Here is a 15205-nt window from a genome sequence, read left to right as displayed (position 1 = left end):
TATTCGTTTTATAAGCTCTTCTTTTTGTTTTTCCTTTGCATCATCAACGTTGAGATAGCTGTGACGACAGCTTATTGTCTAACCCCTAAAATGTTTGATTATGGCAAATATTATTGTCGCAACAGAGGAGCAAATTCAAGAAGCTGTATTCAATGCGGTTTCAAAATTCTTTTCAGGAAATCAACAGGCTATGTTCAGTTCTGATTTGCCTGATACACTAAGTATGCCCAATGCGCTGAAAGTATTGGAAGATAACGGATTCCCGACTTCAAAGGCAAAATTGTACAAAATGACTTCGCAAGAACAAATACCTTTTATGAAGTATGGAAACAAACTTGTCTTTTCCCGCAAAGCTCTTATTGAGTGGGCACACCAGCAACTGGTTTCAAGCAGTAATGAAAATTGCGATTCGGCAATCAGCATTCAGAAATGTTTCAAACGTAAACGCTAAAACTATGAGTACAAAAGAAGCATTCAAAAATGAAAGTCCGTTTGTGCGGGTAGGAACAACACTTTACAAGATAGTGAACCAGCCCCGACTAAACGGGGGACATATCAAGAAACGCATCGTATGGAACAACGAAACACTTCGTCAAGATTATGGCAAGGATTATTTAGCGAGTGTTCCCAAATACGACGGTTTCTGTACCGTCCCTGACCATGTAAACTATTGCCACGTGATAGATAATTTTCTGAATCTGTACGAGCCGATAGGACACGAACCAAAAGAAGGAGATTTCTCCCACATTCAGGTTTTAGTGCGCCACATCTTCGGTGAACAGTATGAGCTGGGAATGGATTATCTGCAACTTCTTTACTTGCAACCTGTACAGAAACTGCCGATTCTATTATTGGTATCGGAAGAACGCAATACGGGAAAGAGTACGTTTTTGAACTTCCTGAAAGCTATGTTCCGCAATAATGTAACCTTTAACACGAATGAAGATTTTCGTAGCCAGTTCAATGCAGACTGGGCAGGAAAGCTTATCATTGTGGTAGATGAAGTATTACTGAACCGCAGGGAAGATTCAGAGCGATTGAAGAATCTCAGTACCACATTGTCCTACAAAGTAGAAGCTAAGGGTAAAGACCGTGACGAGATAGCTTTCTTTGCCAAGTTCGTACTTTGTTCCAATAATGAAAATCTACCTGTTATCATTGACCCGGGCGAAACACGTTATTGGGTACGGAAGATTCATCGCCTTGAAAGTGACGATACGAATTTCCTGCAAAAATTGACTTCGGAAATTCCTGCTTTTCTTTACTTCCTTCAGCATAGGGAACTGACAACCCGACAGGAAAGCCGTATGTGGTTTTCTCCGAAGTTAACCGAGACTGCGGCTTTGTTGAGAATCATCCGGTGCAACCGTGGCAAACACGAAGTGGAGGTCATGGAACTGATAAGGGAAATAATGGACAACGTGGGAACTGACAGATTTTCTTTTTGTTTGAATGACCTGCTTAACCTGTTGAATCTTTCGGGAGTGAAAATCGAAAAGCATCACTTGCGCAGAATCATTGCAGAAAGTTGGAAATTGACACCTGCCCCCAATGGACTGACTTATACCACCTATCAGTTTGATTATAATAAGGAATGCAGGTTTGCTCCAGTCAGGAGGGTGGGACGCTTTTACACCGTCAGTAGAACATTGCTGGACAAACTTTGATTATTTTGTTGAATTGTTGAAATAAGCAAGTAACTTATTGATGCTTAGCTTACAATTATTTCAACAAAGGCTCAACATTCAAAATATGCTGTTGAAAAGAAAAAATAATTGTTTCTCTTTTCGTTGGCATTTGTTGAGTTGCTGTTGAAAGGTACATCTTTGTGTTTCAACTTAATACAAGATGCGTTCAACAATTCAACAGTTTTTACTAACAATTAAATCCGTACAGAAAATGACAATTGAAGAAGCAAAGAATATAAGGCTGACAGACTATCTGCACAGTTTGGGTTATGCTCCTGTCAAACAGCAGGGGGCAAACCTTTGGTACAAATCACCGTTTCGGGAAGAAAACGAAGCATCATTCAAAGTGAATGCCGAAATCAATAAGTGGTATGACTTTGGACTGGGTAAGGGAGGCAATATCATCGCACTGGCTTCGGAACTTTACTGTTCCGTCCATGTGCCGTACCTGCTGCAACGGATTGCAGAGCAGACACCGCACATCAGACCCGTGTCTTTCTCTTTTCGGGAGCAATCCTCTACTGCACCTAACTTTCAACGTATGGAAATAAAGGAGCTCACTTCTCCTGCTCTGCTCTTCTATTTGCAAGAGCGGAGAATAAATTTGGAACTTGCGAAAAGAGAATGTTGTGAGGTACACTTCGAGAACAACGGCAAGCGTTATTTTGTCATCGGCTTTCAAAATATGGCTGACGGTTACGAGATACGCAACCGATACTTTAAAGGCTGTATCGCGCCGAAGGATATTACCCATATTAGGCATGAAAGCAGAAGAAATGATACCTGTTTCGTATTCGAGGGATTCATGGACTATCTCTCGTTCCTGACCATAAGAATAGAGAAATGTCCCAATATGCCGTGTTTGGACAGGCAAGACTATATCATACTGAACTCGGTTTCCAATCTTTCCAAGGCGATTGACGAGTTAGCCGTCTATGAGCGCATTCATTGTTTTTTCGACAATGATCGTGCCGGAATGGAAGCCTGCCGAAAACTGACAAACGAGTACTCCTATCGTGTCCGTGACGCTTCACACACCTATAAGGATTGCAAGGACTTGAACGAGTATCTTATCAAGCAACGTCCTATACAGGAAAAGAAAAATGTACAAGTTGCACCGCCTAAGAAGTCAAAAGGGCGGAGTTTATAATATCCACATGTATTATCGCTGTACTGGCGGAAGCCGTATTGTCTAATGGAGCAAGGTTATGGAAATGTATACATTTCCGACCTTGCTTTGCCGGAAGCAAAGACAGTCCGCTCCCGTTGGTCGCAATTAAAAGGAAATTTCAAAATGAAAAAAGATAAACAACAACCACGACCGACCAAGCGTAACAAGGTGCGTGTGGTCAGCGCAAGATTTACAGATATTGAATACCAAGCGGTAGAGAAACGCAGGAAAGATGCAGGCGTTTCCCTCAGTAGGTTTGTACATTCCGTATTGCTTACGGGGAAAGTTGTACAGCGTATCAGCAAGGCGGATGCAGACGTACTCCGTAAATTGGCAGGGGAAGCCAACAACATCAACCAGCTTGCCCATAAAGCCAATGCCGGAGGATTCGCAGGAGTAGCAGCCGAACTGATGATGTTAAAGAAAAAGATAGTCCAAATCATAAAACAGTTGTCCGATGATTGGAAAAATAAGTAAGGGAACTGGATTCAAAGGCTGTGTTAATTATGTATTGGGCAAGCCCGATGCAAGACTGCTGACAGCGGAAGGAGTATTGACGGACAGTATTCAAACCATTACGGACTGTTTTCAAACCCAGCGGATGATGAAGCCGAATATTCGTCAGCCTGTGGGACATATCTCACTCAGCTATGCGCCCGAGGATACTCCAAGAATGACGGATGAGACGCTGGTAAGTCTGGCAAAGGAGTATATGCAGAAAATGGGAATCAGAGATACCCAGTATATCATTGCCCGGCACAACTACCAGAAGCATCCGCACGTTCACATCGTTTTCAACCGTGTGGATAACAACGGACGTACTATCAGCGACAGGAACGACTGTTATCGGAATATCAAGGTTTGCAAGGAACTGAAAGAAAAGTACGGACTTTATTTTGGTAAAGGCAAGGACAGGGTAAGAACACATCGTCTGAAAGGAAGCGATAAGACGAAGTACGAGATTTACCATGCCGTCAAGAACTCGTTAGGCAAATCCAATAGCTGGAAACAATTCATTTCTGAATTATCCAAGCAGGGAATAAAAACGGAGTTTAAGTATAGAGGCAAGAGTAATGTTATTCAAGGTTTATCTCTTACCAAAGATGGCATTACGTTCAAGGCTTCGGGCATTGACAGGAATTTCAGCTATTCAAAACTGGATAAACAGTTGGGAGAAAACAATAACCAATACCAACAGGGTATTGGAATGACAACCAACAATGGGCAACCTGTAATACAACATGAGAATACTTATACCTCAAGCAGCAATATAGCTGAAAGCCTTGTCGGAGCATTGGGTGGATTATTCACCCCTACTTTTAACAATGCTGATGAAAATGCGGAAGCTGCCTTTCAACGGAAGTTGAAAAAGAAGAAAAAGAAAAGAATAAATTGGTAAAACCCCTAAAATAGATACAAAAATGAAAGAAATGGAAAACAACAATTTTATCCACACGCTGGATGCAGTATATAACCTCTGTTCCGAAATCAAAGAATTGGTAAATGTAGAAACGGAGAAACAAGAAGATGAGGGTAGTGAAGGAATTATCCTGCTTTCAGACAACCTACAACGGCTTCAATCGGAAATAACGGAAATGAAAACCGAACTATCTTATGACAAAGAAAGACGGGAAAGACTTCGTACCGCTATAAATTTGCGGTTAAAAGAACTCAAAGAGGTATATTCAGTTCTGAGTACAACCAACGGAAAAATATTTGCCGAGCAAGAACGAATCAGCAATGAATTGCAACGTTTGCAAAATCTGAAAGTTCAGAACAATCATACGCATATCATTGATTTCAAAACCTCCTGCCCGTTTCTGTGGCAAGCGAGTATGATTGGAATGATTATGCTTCTTTTGGTAAGTAATGCTTATCAGTTTAAAAGAAATATGGTTTTGTCAGATAACGATCTAAAGTATCGTTTTATTCGAATGCATGGCAGAGCGAGTGGAGCAGATTTAGATACTTTGGAAGTCATATTTACGCACAATAAGGATAAAAAACTTATTGGTAACATTCGCAACGTGGTAGAAGATTTTGAATACCGTACAAGGGTAAGGGCTGAAAAACTTGAACGAGCAAGATTATTGCAACAGGAAGCAGAAGCCCTGAGATGATAATAGTTATTGCCCCCAACAATTCGTTTGAGTTGTTGGGGGATATATCGTCTCTCAATCCCACCATCCTAACAAATGATATTCTAAGAATCTAAAGAATAGACAATACGCTTTGCGAAAGCGAGCTTCATATTCGCTGTCTTCATTATACATACCCTGCGATTTATGATATACACGGAAGCGATGTTTGTTTTTCATATTCACATAAGGGATTGGAGCATCAGAATTTTCGTCCATGATAATATCCAAAAGCCTTGTAGCAATCCGCATTCGACTGATATCTTGCTCCGCACGAGCTAAATGTCCAAAGTTCTCCCAATAGAAAATCATCCATTCCAATTTGAATTTCAACAGATTCAAGAAATAATGATAATCGTAGTCTGGATTCTCATTCATAAACATTGCCCAAATCTGTAAACGGTCTTGTCTTATGCCTTTTTGATATGCTTTCCATTCTTTTTCGGGGAGTCCCTTGTGAAGTATGAAATGGAATCGCTTTGACCAAGTTTCATCATCATCCATTGGGTTCACTTCCTTCTGATATAACGGATTTCCCCTCATGGATTCTTCCATATTCTGCACTTCTTTCTTTTTGATTTGTGCCCAATCTTGAAAAGAGGATTGAGCATCAGTATATTTCTTTTTCATTTATATGTAAGATTACTGTTTATTTGTATAATGAACTCATTTTATTCACCGACTGAACTATCTCTTCCCGAAAGAATAAAGGAGCAAGTACTTCCACATCCGCCCCTCTTGAGAGTAATTCCTGCCGGAAGTCTAAGGTCGGTTTCATACGGTACTCAAAGATGGAATAATCTTCTGTTGTCTCAATTTCACATTGAGAATGGTGCAAAGGCAAAGCACGGATATACTGCACATGCATTCCATAGACTTTAATCCGAATGGTTTCCAATTTCTTGTTTTCAATCATAATACCGAAATAGTCTGCAAAGTAGGCTTCTGGATCAAAATCTTTTGGATAAATAAACTTCGTGTCCAAGGTGGTCAGTTGTTGTATTCTATCCAAAGAAAAAGTGCGGATATTATTCCGCTCTTTGCAGAAACCGATGACATACCACCTCTGCTTAAACACTTTGATGCAATAAGGTTGCAGCGTATAGGTACTGGGGTCTTCATACCAATAGCTTTGATAATATAGCTCCAATTCTAATCCGTCACGCATGGCTTCAATGACAGGCGTGAGGTATTTTCTGCCGGAAGGAATTTCTTCAAACAGGATTCTCCGTTTCAAATGATGGCTTTCGTTTATCAGATTATTAACGGCAAATGTATTGAGCAACCAGTTGCGAATGCCTCCCTTTTGCATATCATCCGCATTTTCGATATAATAATAGTAACCTCCCTTTCGGTTACAATTGATATTTATATCAAATACTTGTTCGATGGCAATACGCCAGTTATGAAAGGTTCTTAAAGGAATATCCTCTCCCTCACTCAATCGTGAACGAAGCCAACGCTCATTAATTTCCTCAAACGTGATTTTCCCGGCTCTGTAGATAGTGTCTACTAACCAAATGTATTTGTCAAATAAATCTTTTGTCATATCATTCCTTTTACAAAATCAGCTATTTGAACATTTTTTTAAGATGTTCTTGAATCATTTCTTCTGTTTCTCCGTAATAAGTGATTTCCCAAAGCAATCCGGCTGTCAGTTCTTGTAAAGTGATTGTTACATCTTCGTCAATATGAATATCCATACCTAAAAGAGCAGACCAAGGAGAGTAGCTTGCCACTGGGTAATAATCGCTATCTTCATCTTTTGGGTCATAAACAGAGCAATTCATATCAATCATCGGTGAGCATCCTTCCCATCTTGACACCAAATAAATGGCATATTGGGATTCAGATACATCATGCATCTGGAGTTTTTGATATACGCTACGGTAAGCTTCCCAATTAGCATGTTGCGCTTGTTTGGGCTGGTTCCGCTGATATAATGCTTTAAACTCAGGTAAGATGTCGTCAAAACCAAACCGGATAAGTAAAGATTTGAATGTCAGTTGTTCCATAATACAAAAATTTAAATTCGATACTACAAATATCGCATAAAGTTATGCTAAACTAAAGCATATGCTAAAAAGATTTTGTAATTATGAGAGAAAAGTATTCCTATGCTTCCATCTGGCATAAAGCTGATTTATTTTTGCCGCATCATTAAACAAAATATGACGGTTATGGATTTATATGCAGATGATTTGACAGACTACATCTATCAAGAAAATGATGTGGATAAAAAACTGGCTTTACTATTGGAAGTGGAAGCGGGAATCAAGAAACTCATGGGTGAACAGGAAAAGGGTAGTCTTAATTTGAGGCATATCGGCGCAGTACAGATAGAAAAGATACAGGACTTGATAGGTATACGGAGCTTGATTCTCAACCGGATGTTTCAAGCAACCTCGCAGGAAATCAAACGCTTTGAGGCAGTAAACGAATTGCTGAATAACTTGACCAAGAAAATGTACCATCGCATGGCAAATCTCTATCGTACATTGATTGATAGCCCAAAAGATGAGGCTTTTGATGACGATTATGTAGTTCGCGGTACATTGAAATATGTGTATGGCGAGGAAGAATATTCTATTTTGAAATTACCGGAAGACAGCTTTTATGGTTCTGACTTTGCTTATATGATAGAATTGATTTACTTGCTGAATGAGGATTTCTGTGGGGGGATACCTGAAATAGAAGAATGTTCAATCTGCTATTTGCCCCAACACACTTCCGATATGACGGATGAACAGCTGCATTGTGTGGATGTATGGGATGATGGCGTGACATGGGCGGAAGGGCATTTACGCAGTCCGGAACTGGAGCATATTGTTGTGTGTCATGCCGTACATGACATTTGCACGCACAAGCCTTACTCCATTCCGGACTTATTGCGGTTAAATGATTTTTGGGTGGAAGCCCATCTGGTATGCCAGCACATTATAGACCAAAACGGGAAACGCTATAACTCTGATTGACTATCTGTCTTGCAAAGCGCCTGAAAGGTGGAGACATTGCCAAACTTTGTGCTCCACTTTTCCTCGCGTTGCCCTCCTTGCCATGCGTGTCCGAAAATGCGAACAAATGTTTTCCTTTATAGTCCAGTCTCATTCGTATTTCTCCTGTCTTTGGCGATGTCGCTCCCAATAATCACGCTCCCATTGAATAATTTCTTCCGTTTCTTTCCAGTGCGAACAGGTCATCTCAATGAAACAGGGACAAAACACATCTGCCCAAGTCACTTGTGGGAACATCATCCATCCTTCCTTTTCTCTTATCTCCACAGGCATATCAAGCGTTTCACTCCAAGGCATAAGATTCATAACAACATCTTCAAGATCTTGGTGGACGTACTTTTTTTCACGGGAGCTATAAAGCCAGTAATAGGTATAACCGCCTTCGCAAACAATACGGTCAATGCCTGTGTAGTGGAAATCTTCTCGTGAACTCATATCATCGAATGCGGATTTATACTTTCTCCATGAATGTTCTTTCCATATTGGATAGCCACCTTCTTTTATCTTTGCTTTCACGTCACTCCAATTCAAGCAACGCATATAATAAGAGAGTGGCAAGAATACGGGATCAAACGAGGCTTCCGCGATGGGTTCGCATTTTTGTCCTTTGTTCCGTTTCAGCAAATAGTCAAGAAAGTCCAGTTGGTCAAAGTTTATGATATTCTTCATGCAAACCTTAGTCAATGCTGAGTATTGTGGATTCCAATCTACGTGATAAAGCTCCGGGTTGTCAGAACAGTCAAGTTGGGTAAGGCGATTATTTCTCCGGATATTCAATATCTTCAACTTGTTGCCGCGGCAAACCAGGCGTCCCAGCCTTGGATTTTTGGAAACATTCAAACGTTTCAATCCTTGATTGACACAATACAAGTCGATAAGTATCGGACATTGCGTTACATCCAGCGCTTTCAGTATACATGTCTTGCAGGTATAATGAAAGGACGTGATGGTATGTGTCTCATTGCTTCTTAGGCTGATGTTCCATTTCCCTAGCTTGGCATACGTGTGTTCTGCTTGGATTTCTTCTCCTTTCTCATTATTTATCGCTTCCACTTGTCCGTCACCCCAATCTATCGTAAATTGGCAATCGCCATAACTGGTGAACGAGAATCCGCAAACGGATTTCTGCCCTTTGGCAGCAACCGTCATTCTTATCTCATCCTTTTGCTCGAACAATATCTTTTTCAAGCGACGGAATGAACAGCGAGCAGACAGAATTTCGTTTTTCTCTTCCTCTGAATCATGCTCATAAATCTTTCTATCAACAATTTTGTGATAACATTCAAACGCTTTACGCAAATCCTTCTTCGTGCCAAGGCCCTGCTCATACATTCGCCCTATGTTATAATTGTCATTTGCCTGCTTATAATAATAAAATGCTTTTTCCATATCGGGTGTGATGCCTTCGCCTCGTTCATACATTCCACCCAGTTTGTACACATATTCTCCTGCCAAATAGCATTCCAAGGCTTTTTTGTATTCCTTACGTTCATAATAGACATCTCCAGCCCAACAAGCAGACGAGCCTCCCGTTTTCATCCCGATACCCGTCAACATATCCAACGCTTCTTGGTTGCCATTCTTAGCCAAATCAGACAGTAAACGAAGTGCATTCCTCGCGGAATACTCGTTTTTCTTTTCACATTCTGCCTCGTGATCTAACAACAACCGGAACCAATCGGTATGCAACAATTCATGCTCGTCTATCTGTATGTCATAATATGGCTTCCTTTGTGGGCTTCGGTATTTGCTTTCCCAAATGCGGAACAAATGGTCAGCAGCATGACAACAACCCTTCTTTACCCTTGCTTGAAGTATGTCCACAACTTTATCTTTCACCTTTTGGGGTACATGAGGCGAATGGAGTAGATTTTCTATAACACAAACATCAAAAAAAGAATCATCTCCGCCGATTTCCAATGCTTCTATGTATAAGGACAATGCATGATTGAAATCGCATTTCAGGGTAAAGAACGGTGACTGCTTGATTACATGTTTAGCAGATGAACCGCAACGTATTGGAGTATACCATTCGGCAAGTTCTACCATTGCCTTAATATGTTTTTGCTTAGCAGCTTTCTCGTACCAATTAATCATTTTGTTAAAATCAGAGAAATCAGCTTTACATAATTCTGGTTTCCTTGACAAGTCTAACCAAAATATTGCTTTCTCAATCTTGGAGTAATTTCTGACTGCTGCTTCCGCTTCATGTACCATTTTATGGTAAAGCAGTTCTCCCATCTCGTATTGTGCATCAGCATTGCCTCGGCGGGCAATAGGTTCCAACAGTTGGGTAGCTTCATCATATCGTTTGCCCCGCTCCAACTCATCCAGTTGCTTTCGCAAACGTTTGCTCACCACATTGCTTTTCTTTTCCATATTCCTCCGGTTTTAAATTACACATAGGAAAAACAAAACCTCATCTTTCCATCCATTTCAATGCAAAGATGAGGTCAAGTTATGCCAAAGTGGTTCACAAGTTATTCTTTCTTCAATAGTTTGTCGATGTTTTCTTTGATGTCGGCAAGAATAGTATTATAAAGTGTCCAATGAAAATCATTGGCTTTCTCCTCTTTGGGCATATATCCTGGATGATGGGTCAAATACGCCAATTTGACACCTTCAATTTGTAATTTTTCCACATCATTTGTGGATAGATCAGAAATAGCAACTGGCTCACCTATGATATTAAAGTTCTCTTTGATATAGCCACAATACTTTGTTTCTTTGGGTCCAGTAAGGAATATGACAATATCAGGTCTCAATATTTCAATTTCTTTCGGAATAACATGAAAACATTTCTTTTCAATGCTATGCTCAAACGCATTGACAGCTTCCCCTCCTTCTCCTTTTCGTTTAGATAGTTTGGAAATCTCATTCCATATTAATGAAACTCGTTTGTCGGGGAAATCCTTTAATAACTCCCTAATACCTGACATTATTCCATTAACGCCAAAAAGGAGGAATCTATTTCTATGGTCTATTTTCTCTTTATAAAAATGTGCATCTACAGCATTATAATTATCATCGAGATAATCTTCATATGTAGCCATAACCTTGCCTACATCGGCTGGGTCTTCACCTTTTTCATCATATCTCACCCACCAATTGGGTTCCCTCCCAAAGAACATAATTTTTATGTCTGCTTTGGTATACCACTCTTCATGCTCAGCATCTGCTTTCTTTGCATACCAATTAATATCTGCTTCTTGTGCTTTTTCTCGTTCTTCCTTTTCTTGCCCAGAACGATACAAAGAAATCAAGAACGGACATTGCAGTTTGTCTCGTAACCCATTGGCTTCCAGTTGTTCCATTAATCCGTTCCACTTACTTTCGTAAAGTTCGGTCAATTGCTCTGATAATGTTTCCATAAACGTATATTTTAAAGTGGATGAATTTTAAAACAAATATAGCGAATTCTCTCAAGAAAACTTTCATTTTCAATGAGAAATGCAATATCTGTTGCTGCAAAGTTCTGTCAAGGATATGTAACATCAAAGCATAAGATGAGAAAAAATTGCAGTAATGCTTTACATTGGCATCACTTCCATTCATCTTTGCGGAAAAAAGGATGAGAATATGGGAAATAGATTTTCGATAGAAGAACTGACATGCCTGCATTTGTTGCGGTGTCACTATGCTGATATATGCGGTAAAGAGGAACGGGAATTACGAGAAACAATCGCCCTTCATCCGGCAACCTTCGCAAAAGCAAAGATGATTTGTGAGAAAGAAAAAGAAGCGAACATTTGCATTATCCCTTATTATGCAGACGATTATCCAGTTTCATTTGCTCAAATTGGCGTAGAAGCACCTGCGTTAATTCATCTATTGGGAAATAAGGAGTTACTTTATAACGAAAATTCCATTGCCATCATTGGCTCACGAAACACTGATGATGTCGGATGTAATATAGCCTATCAATTGGCAAGAGACAATGCCTTGAAAGAAAATGTCATAGTGAGCGGATTGGCATTGGGATGTGACAGTGCCGCTCATCAAGGATGTATAGATGCCAATGGAAAAACTATTGCAGTAGTTGCATCCGGTTTGAATATCGTCCACCCTAAAGCAAACGAATTCTTGCAGCAAGAAATTATCGACAAGGGCAGTTTAATTATCTCCGAACAACCTTTTGGCGTGAAAGCCAATCCTGCACGACTGTATGCCCGTAACCGACTGCAAGCAGCTTTAGCACAAAGAGTCATTGTCGTTCAATGCGCTGTGAAAAGCGGCACGATGAATACAGTACATTTTGCACACAAGTACGGATGCAAGATTTATGCCGTAGCATACGGTCAATACGATGAGCATAATGCCGGGAATGAGTATATTCTCAAAAATGGGATAAGATTTCCTATCAAATTATAGAAGTTATGCACTAATATGGCATATCACAGGCTTTATTTTGTAACCGGAAACTTTAAAACAGAGCAATCATGACTGTGAAAGAATTAATCATGGAAGTAGGATTTGACGACTTGTTTCCTTACTTGAAAGAAATAATAGTCGGGCATTTTGACAATATCTATGCCTTTCGGGAAGCATACGATATTCTTCGGGATATGCAGCCTAATCCTGAGTTCGTTGGAAAAGTTTGGATAGAGCAAGAAGAGGATTGGATAAGCATACAGTCTTTAGACGCGGATTTTTGGGAGAATGAATTGGCTAAAGAGCTTGTTTTGCCCCCAAATACTACTCTAAGCAAAGAGAAAATAGCCGCGCATTGTATATACGATATTACCTTTTATGGTTTTTCTCCAGCAGAAAGAATTGAGAATTTTTGGAAAAGTCATGCTCCCATGCAAAGCAAAATGGAACGAAGGAAGTCCATCATACAAGAACTTACTGTGTCTGGAAGCAGTTTCACGTACAAAGATTTGGCTTATCTATTGCAAGTGGAGTACGGTACACGATATGATTATCATTCCATTACCAACGGGCAAGGAAATCGATTAGCCTATATTGCTGATTCCATGGCCAAATACCAGCAACTTGACCTAAGTCGATACAATAATGCTGTGATCTGCATTCGTGTTTCTGCTCAATACCCGTTAACCAACAAGGAACTGGACGATTTTAAGTGTAATGTCCGCTCATGGCTGAATTATGAAGACATTCAATTTGGTATCATAACAAAAGATAGTGATTGTAAAGAAGCAACGACCACATTGCTATTGAACAAGCATAAAAATAAAGCATAGCAAAGGGAAGGCTTGCAGTTCATTCGAGTAAACAGATGAAAATAAGAACAAGTCAAAACAAATTATTTTCTTCATTATTTTATGTTTGATAGCATTTATTCTCCACCCCAACCGTCAGTAATCCGTCAGTATATAAAAATAAAAAGGAGCTAAGCCAACCGCTTAACTCCTTCATTTTCACCAGTCGGGGTGACTGGATTCGAACCAGCGACCACACGCCCCCCAGAAATGTAATCCTACCTACCGCAATCTGTTGGTTGTATATGACAACAATCTTTTGTTAATTGAATCAGGAAATGCTATCTGAACAATCAAAAACCGTCAATGACGGTGGACGCAGCAAACCCTCGGTTTGGAAGTGTAGCGAGGTTATCTTTCGGGATGCCGAAAAATGCCGTCAAGCCGACATTCGCACCCGAAAACCTCGCTCCACTCTGAGGTGGAGGCAATCCGCTCCCGATGGTCGCAGATTGGGAAATTCTATCGAATAGGGGAAGTCGTGGAAGCCTTAGGATTGCCGACAAGCAAAAGCCAAAAACGAGGGCTGAAACTCTAAAATAAAAGTCGTAAAACAAGCCTTATACAAGCAAGTTATTACGACCTTTATATGTACTATTGAATAATATCTATTTTAGACTGAAATATTTATATAGTGGAGCAACCATCAATGATTGATAGATTTGGTCGTTCTCTAATAATGATTTAATTTCCTCTTCACTCATGAGGTGCACCGTCAATTCTTCAGTTTCGTCCAACGACTGATTGGATATTTTTTCTACACCTGTTGCAAGAAAGCAATGTGTCAAGTTGCTCATTGAACCAGGGTTAGGAGCAATGGTCATTAGCTTACTCCATTCGCCATTTCCGTAACCTGTTTCTTCAAGCAGTTCGCGTTGAGCCGCTTCAAGAGGCTGTTCGCCCTTCTCCATCACTCCACAAGGCAGTTCGATACTATTCACGCCTAATCCGTGACGGTATTGTTTCTCCATGATAAATTGACCATCCTTAGTTATGGCGATTACATTTACCCAGTCTGGATATTCAAGGACATAGTACTCCTCTATGATACGTCCGTCAGGCAACTCTACTTTGTCCCGTCTTGCCGTAAGCCACGGTCTTTGAATGATGTACTCTCTATCGAGAACTTTCCATTTGCTAAGTTTCTTGTCCATATTCTATTACTATTTCATTGGGTGTATTGAATCTGTATTCACTGTTGATGCCTGCACTATTACGGCATCCCCATAATGCAAGTCCGAAATCCACTCCTGCAGAATGGGCACATAGACTATCATATTCCGTATCGCCAATATATATGGCTTCTGATGCAAGGATTTGATTCCGATTCAGATAGGTCAATATGGGGTCAGGATATGGCTTAGGCTTAGGTGAATCATCCACACATATAATGGAATCAAAGTAGTGGCTAATTCCGTGAGGTACAAAATCCATTTCAAACTCAGACTTCGTTTTAGAAGTTATTATCCCCAAACGATAACCTTTATCACGCAACGCTGACAGAGTATCATTTATTCCATCAAACAGACCTATACTTTTGTGATATTTCTGCATCATCTCATTCCAATATTCGTTAGCTCCGATTGTATCCTCAATACCTAATCTTTCAAGCGCTACTTTTCCGGGTATTCCCAAAGCAAAGCATAACTTATCTATTGGGATAGATATATGTGAATACTGCATTACAGTATCTTGTAAACTATGCAAAACCGCAAATTCAGTGTCAAGCAAAGTTCCGTCAACATCGAATATTATATGTTTATATTTCACTGGCTTTTGTAAAAACTTTGATTATAACACAAAAGTACTCAAAATATAATGTAATAACCAAAATGAAGGACTATTATTTCCTTGTCTGCATTTCTTTTATTACCTTTGTACCATCAGAGTTATCACATTGGAGCATAATAATGAAGAACTCAGAAATACGAACGGTTGCTATCTCGTTACCCAATTTTCAAGCATTCCGAAT

The 15205-nt window shown here is 40.0% G+C and carries 16 protein-coding genes; 9 read left to right on the top strand and 7 right to left on the bottom strand.

The window, feature by feature from the left end; translation table 11 throughout:
- Positions 1 to 100 precede the first annotated feature (100 nt).
- From I6E24_RS05725 to I6E24_RS05700, 6 genes are all read left to right on the top strand, one after another.
- Positions 101 to 451: a helix-turn-helix domain-containing protein gene (locus I6E24_RS05725; protein WP_022232502.1), complete on the top strand. Its 351-nt coding sequence runs from the start codon at positions 101 to 103 to the stop codon at positions 449 to 451.
- A gap of 4 nt (positions 452 to 455) precedes the next feature.
- Positions 456 to 1667: a primase-helicase family protein gene (locus tag I6E24_RS05720; protein ID WP_022232501.1), complete on the top strand. Its 1212-nt coding sequence runs from the start codon at positions 456 to 458 to the stop codon at positions 1665 to 1667.
- Positions 1668 to 1899: 232 nt separating this feature from the next.
- Positions 1900 to 2838: a toprim domain-containing protein gene (locus I6E24_RS05715; protein ID WP_235326978.1), complete on the top strand. Its 939-nt coding sequence runs from the start codon at positions 1900 to 1902 to the stop codon at positions 2836 to 2838.
- A 144-nt stretch (positions 2839 to 2982) separates the two neighbouring features.
- Positions 2983 to 3336 (top strand): MobC family plasmid mobilization relaxosome protein, encoded by a 354-nt coding sequence (locus I6E24_RS05710; protein WP_235326976.1) that lies wholly within the window; start codon positions 2983 to 2985, stop codon positions 3334 to 3336.
- Positions 3317 to 4258 carry a relaxase/mobilization nuclease domain-containing protein gene (locus I6E24_RS05705; protein ID WP_235326974.1) on the top strand — a complete coding sequence of 314 codons (942 nt, stop codon included), beginning with the start codon at positions 3317 to 3319 and terminating at the stop codon, positions 4256 to 4258. Before I6E24_RS05710 ends, I6E24_RS05705 begins: the two co-directional genes overlap by 20 nt.
- Positions 4259 to 4280: 22 nt before the next feature.
- Positions 4281 to 4979, top strand: coding sequence for a hypothetical protein (locus tag I6E24_RS05700; RefSeq protein ID WP_022232497.1), 699 nt, complete (start codon positions 4281 to 4283; stop codon positions 4977 to 4979).
- Between the two features lie 54 nt (positions 4980 to 5033).
- Here the strand turns inward: I6E24_RS05700 and I6E24_RS05695 are convergent, their stop codons facing one another.
- From I6E24_RS05695 to I6E24_RS05685, 3 genes are read right to left on the bottom strand one after another with little or no spacing between them, the layout of a single operon-like run.
- Positions 5034 to 5627, bottom strand: a complete 594-nt coding sequence (locus I6E24_RS05695; RefSeq protein ID WP_022232496.1) for a hypothetical protein — start codon at positions 5625 to 5627, stop codon at positions 5034 to 5036.
- Between the two features lie 19 nt (positions 5628 to 5646).
- Entirely contained in the window at positions 5647 to 6546 is a 900-nt protein-coding gene (locus I6E24_RS05690; RefSeq protein ID WP_022232495.1) for a helix-turn-helix transcriptional regulator, read from the bottom strand.
- Between the two features lie 22 nt (positions 6547 to 6568).
- Complete coding sequence (locus I6E24_RS05685; RefSeq protein ID WP_022232494.1) at positions 6569 to 7012, bottom strand: DUF6557 family protein; 444 nt, start codon at positions 7010 to 7012, stop codon at positions 6569 to 6571.
- Positions 7013 to 7177: 165 nt separating this feature from the next.
- On the opposite strand from I6E24_RS05685, the gene I6E24_RS05680 reads away from it, so the two are divergent.
- Positions 7178 to 7972, top strand: coding sequence for a hypothetical protein (locus I6E24_RS05680; protein ID WP_235326972.1), 795 nt, complete (start codon positions 7178 to 7180; stop codon positions 7970 to 7972).
- A 129-nt stretch (positions 7973 to 8101) separates the two neighbouring features.
- Here the strand turns inward: I6E24_RS05680 and I6E24_RS05675 are convergent, their stop codons facing one another.
- Both I6E24_RS05675 and I6E24_RS05670 read right to left on the bottom strand, forming a co-directional pair.
- Positions 8102 to 10390: a tetratricopeptide repeat protein gene (locus I6E24_RS05675; RefSeq protein WP_235326970.1), complete on the bottom strand. Its 2289-nt coding sequence runs from the start codon at positions 10388 to 10390 to the stop codon at positions 8102 to 8104.
- A gap of 101 nt (positions 10391 to 10491) precedes the next feature.
- Positions 10492 to 11382, bottom strand: coding sequence for a hypothetical protein (locus tag I6E24_RS05670; protein ID WP_022232491.1), 891 nt, complete (start codon positions 11380 to 11382; stop codon positions 10492 to 10494).
- 208 nt (positions 11383 to 11590) lie between these two features.
- Between I6E24_RS05670 and I6E24_RS05665 the strand changes: the two genes are divergently transcribed.
- Positions 11591 to 12382, top strand: a complete 792-nt coding sequence (locus I6E24_RS05665; RefSeq protein WP_235326968.1) for a DNA-processing protein DprA — start codon at positions 11591 to 11593, stop codon at positions 12380 to 12382.
- Positions 12383 to 12450: 68 nt separating this feature from the next.
- Entirely contained in the window at positions 12451 to 13215 is a 765-nt protein-coding gene (locus I6E24_RS05660) for a hypothetical protein (protein ID WP_235326966.1), read from the top strand.
- A gap of 626 nt (positions 13216 to 13841) precedes the next feature.
- Here I6E24_RS05660 and I6E24_RS05655 read toward each other — a convergent pair.
- Positions 13842 to 14387, bottom strand: coding sequence for an NUDIX hydrolase (locus tag I6E24_RS05655; protein ID WP_117702472.1), 546 nt, complete (start codon positions 14385 to 14387; stop codon positions 13842 to 13844).
- Positions 14371 to 15003 carry an HAD family hydrolase gene (locus I6E24_RS05650; RefSeq protein WP_118166109.1) on the bottom strand — a complete coding sequence of 211 codons (633 nt, stop codon included), beginning with the start codon at positions 15001 to 15003 and terminating at the stop codon, positions 14371 to 14373. Before I6E24_RS05650 ends, I6E24_RS05655 begins: the two co-directional genes overlap by 17 nt.
- Positions 15004 to 15205: the final 202 nt, after the last annotated feature.

It is taken from the genome of Bacteroides caecigallinarum (genome assembly GCF_021530995.1).
In the GTDB taxonomy this organism is placed as follows: Bacteria; Bacteroidota; Bacteroidia; order Bacteroidales; family Bacteroidaceae; genus Phocaeicola; species Phocaeicola faecigallinarum.
The sequence above is the reverse complement of the archived record's forward strand: the minus strand, read 5'-3'. Positions and strand labels throughout refer to the sequence as shown.

What these genes read in the sequence shown, in the direction of transcription:
- I6E24_RS05725 (WP_022232502.1), top strand. Translation starts at nt 101, where the DNA reads ATGGCAAATATTATTGTCGCAACAGAGGAGCAAATTCAAGAAGCTGTA.
- I6E24_RS05720 (WP_022232501.1), top strand. Translation starts at nt 456, where the DNA reads ATGAGTACAAAAGAAGCATTCAAAAATGAAAGTCCGTTTGTGCGGGTA.
- I6E24_RS05715 (WP_235326978.1), top strand. Translation starts at nt 1,900, where the DNA reads ATGACAATTGAAGAAGCAAAGAATATAAGGCTGACAGACTATCTGCAC.
- I6E24_RS05710 (WP_235326976.1), top strand. Translation starts at nt 2,983, where the DNA reads ATGAAAAAAGATAAACAACAACCACGACCGACCAAGCGTAACAAGGTG.
- I6E24_RS05705 (WP_235326974.1), top strand. Translation starts at nt 3,317, where the DNA reads ATGATTGGAAAAATAAGTAAGGGAACTGGATTCAAAGGCTGTGTTAAT.
- I6E24_RS05700 (WP_022232497.1), top strand. Translation starts at nt 4,281, where the DNA reads ATGAAAGAAATGGAAAACAACAATTTTATCCACACGCTGGATGCAGTA.
- I6E24_RS05695 (WP_022232496.1), bottom strand. Translation starts at nt 5,627, where the DNA reads ATGAAAAAGAAATATACTGATGCTCAATCCTCTTTTCAAGATTGGGCA.
- I6E24_RS05690 (WP_022232495.1), bottom strand. Translation starts at nt 6,546, where the DNA reads ATGACAAAAGATTTATTTGACAAATACATTTGGTTAGTAGACACTATC.
- I6E24_RS05685 (WP_022232494.1), bottom strand. Translation starts at nt 7,012, where the DNA reads ATGGAACAACTGACATTCAAATCTTTACTTATCCGGTTTGGTTTTGAC.
- I6E24_RS05680 (WP_235326972.1), top strand. Translation starts at nt 7,178, where the DNA reads ATGGATTTATATGCAGATGATTTGACAGACTACATCTATCAAGAAAAT.
- I6E24_RS05675 (WP_235326970.1), bottom strand. Translation starts at nt 10,390, where the DNA reads ATGGAAAAGAAAAGCAATGTGGTGAGCAAACGTTTGCGAAAGCAACTG.
- I6E24_RS05670 (WP_022232491.1), bottom strand. Translation starts at nt 11,382, where the DNA reads ATGGAAACATTATCAGAGCAATTGACCGAACTTTACGAAAGTAAGTGG.
- I6E24_RS05665 (WP_235326968.1), top strand. Translation starts at nt 11,591, where the DNA reads ATGGGAAATAGATTTTCGATAGAAGAACTGACATGCCTGCATTTGTTG.
- I6E24_RS05660 (WP_235326966.1), top strand. Translation starts at nt 12,451, where the DNA reads ATGACTGTGAAAGAATTAATCATGGAAGTAGGATTTGACGACTTGTTT.
- I6E24_RS05655 (WP_117702472.1), bottom strand. Translation starts at nt 14,387, where the DNA reads ATGGACAAGAAACTTAGCAAATGGAAAGTTCTCGATAGAGAGTACATC.